Source organism: Microbacterium sp. 13-71-7, from assembly GCF_002257455.1.
GTDB lineage: Bacteria > Actinomycetota > Actinomycetes > Actinomycetales > Microbacteriaceae > Microbacterium.
Genome location: NZ_NCKN01000407.1, coordinates 1 through 1,533, shown reverse-complemented (window position 1 = coordinate 1,533; position 1,533 = coordinate 1). Strand labels below are relative to the sequence as shown.

3 protein-coding genes and 1 pseudogene are annotated in these 1,533 nt (G+C 70.2%); all 4 read left to right on the top strand.

Annotation, left to right across the window (positions count from 1 at the left end):
- Positions 1-57 precede the first annotated feature (57 nt).
- On the top strand, positions 58-615 hold the full coding sequence (locus tag B7X32_RS20840; protein ID WP_292724137.1) for a nucleoside phosphorylase: 558 nt from the start codon (positions 58-60) through the stop codon (positions 613-615).
- A 63-nt stretch (positions 616-678) separates the two neighbouring features.
- The gene (locus tag B7X32_RS20835) at positions 679-876 is read left to right on the top strand and encodes a type II toxin-antitoxin system VapB family antitoxin (RefSeq protein WP_292724134.1); all 198 of its coding nucleotides are present in this window, start codon (positions 679-681) and stop codon (positions 874-876) included.
- Positions 873-1,241, top strand: coding sequence for a type II toxin-antitoxin system VapC family toxin (locus tag B7X32_RS20830; protein ID WP_292724131.1), 369 nt, complete (start codon positions 873-875; stop codon positions 1,239-1,241). The genes B7X32_RS20835 and B7X32_RS20830 overlap by 4 nt, the downstream gene beginning before the upstream one ends.
- A gap of 83 nt (positions 1,242-1,324) precedes the next feature.
- Positions 1,325-1,533, top strand: a pseudogene (locus B7X32_RS20825) (methylcrotonoyl-CoA carboxylase); the annotation flags it as partial.

The window sequence follows — 1,533 nt, the reverse complement described above, 5'->3', positions numbered from 1 at the left end:
ACGTTTCGTGCGCGTGAACGCCGACATCGCCTCGGCGGCGCCTGCGAGGATGGAGGCATGAGACTCCTCGTCGCCGCCCTCGCGTCCGAACTGCAGGCCTTCCCCGAGTCGCTGGAGGGCTTCGACCGGCTCGTGACCGGCCCCGGCAAGCTCAAGGCGGCCTACGGCCTCACCCGCGCGCTGGACGCGGCCGCGTACGAGGAGATCGTCGTCGTCGGCACGGCCGGCGGGGTGGATCCGGAGCTCCCCGGCGGCGTCTACGAGATCACGGCCGCGATCCAGCACGACGTACAGGATCTGGACGGGGTGATCGGGCAGCACGTCTCGCTGCCGCCGCGCGTCGCGACCGGCCGCGACGGCCTCGTGATCGCGACGGGCGACAGCTTCGTCGACGACGTCGCGGTGGTCGAGCGGATCCGGGGCCTCGGCGGGGTGCTGGTCGACATGGAGACCTACGCCTACGTCTGGGTCGCCGACCAGTTCGGCGTGCCGATCCGGGTGCTGCGCGCGATCTCCGACACGGCGCAGGACGGGGCCACCACCGTGTGGGACGAGACCGTGGCCGCCTGCAGCGTGCAGCTCCGCGACCGCATCGGCGTCGAGTACGGGGTCTGAGCGCGTGCCAGGCGTATCATCCGAATACGCATCATCTGATGCGCACTGTGATTCGGAGGCGACATGCGCACGACCGTGACCCTCGATGACGACCTGCTCGAACGGGCCGCCGCACTGACCGGCATCACCGAGCGCGCCGTACTGCTGCGGTCCGGGCTGGAGGCTCTGATCCGGATCGAGTCTGGTCGGCGGCTCGCCGCACTCGGCGGCTCGGATCCCGATGCGTCTGCCGCGCCGCGCCGTCGACGCACCGCGGCATGATCCTCGTCGACACGTCGATCTGGATCGATCATCTGCATCGCGCGGATCCGAGGTTGACGGCCCTGCTCGAGCAGGATGAGTGCGCCGTGCACGAGGACGTGATCGAGGAACTCGCCCTGGGGTCGATCGCCCGGCGCCAGGCCGTGCTCTCGCTGCTCGGGAATCTGCATCGCCTGCCGCGCCTCACCCATGAGGAGCTTCTCACGCTCGTGGAGAGGCATGGGCTGCAGAGCCGCGGGCTGAGCGCCGTGGACGTGCATCTGCTCGGATCCGTCCTGATCTCCCCCGGAGCGGCGCTGTGGACGCGGGACAAGCGCCTCCTCGTCGCGTGCCAGGACGTCGGGGCCGCGACGTTCCCAGAGTGACCCGTGGACATTTCAGTTAACGCTCGCTAATCTGAATCACGAGTCCCATCGTCGCCCGATGGCCCTACCCGATGGAGGGTTCCGTGCCGCAGTCATCCGCGCCGAGCGCACCAGCGCCGACCTACCGGGAGCTCGTCGACGAGCTGCGCGCGCGCCGCGCAGAGGCCGCTCTCGGAGGACCGGAGAAGTCCCGCATCCGCCACACCGAGCGGGGCAAGCTCCTCGCCAGGGACAGGGTGGACCACCTGCTCGACACGGGAAGCCCCTTCCTCGAGGTCGCCCCGCTCGCGGG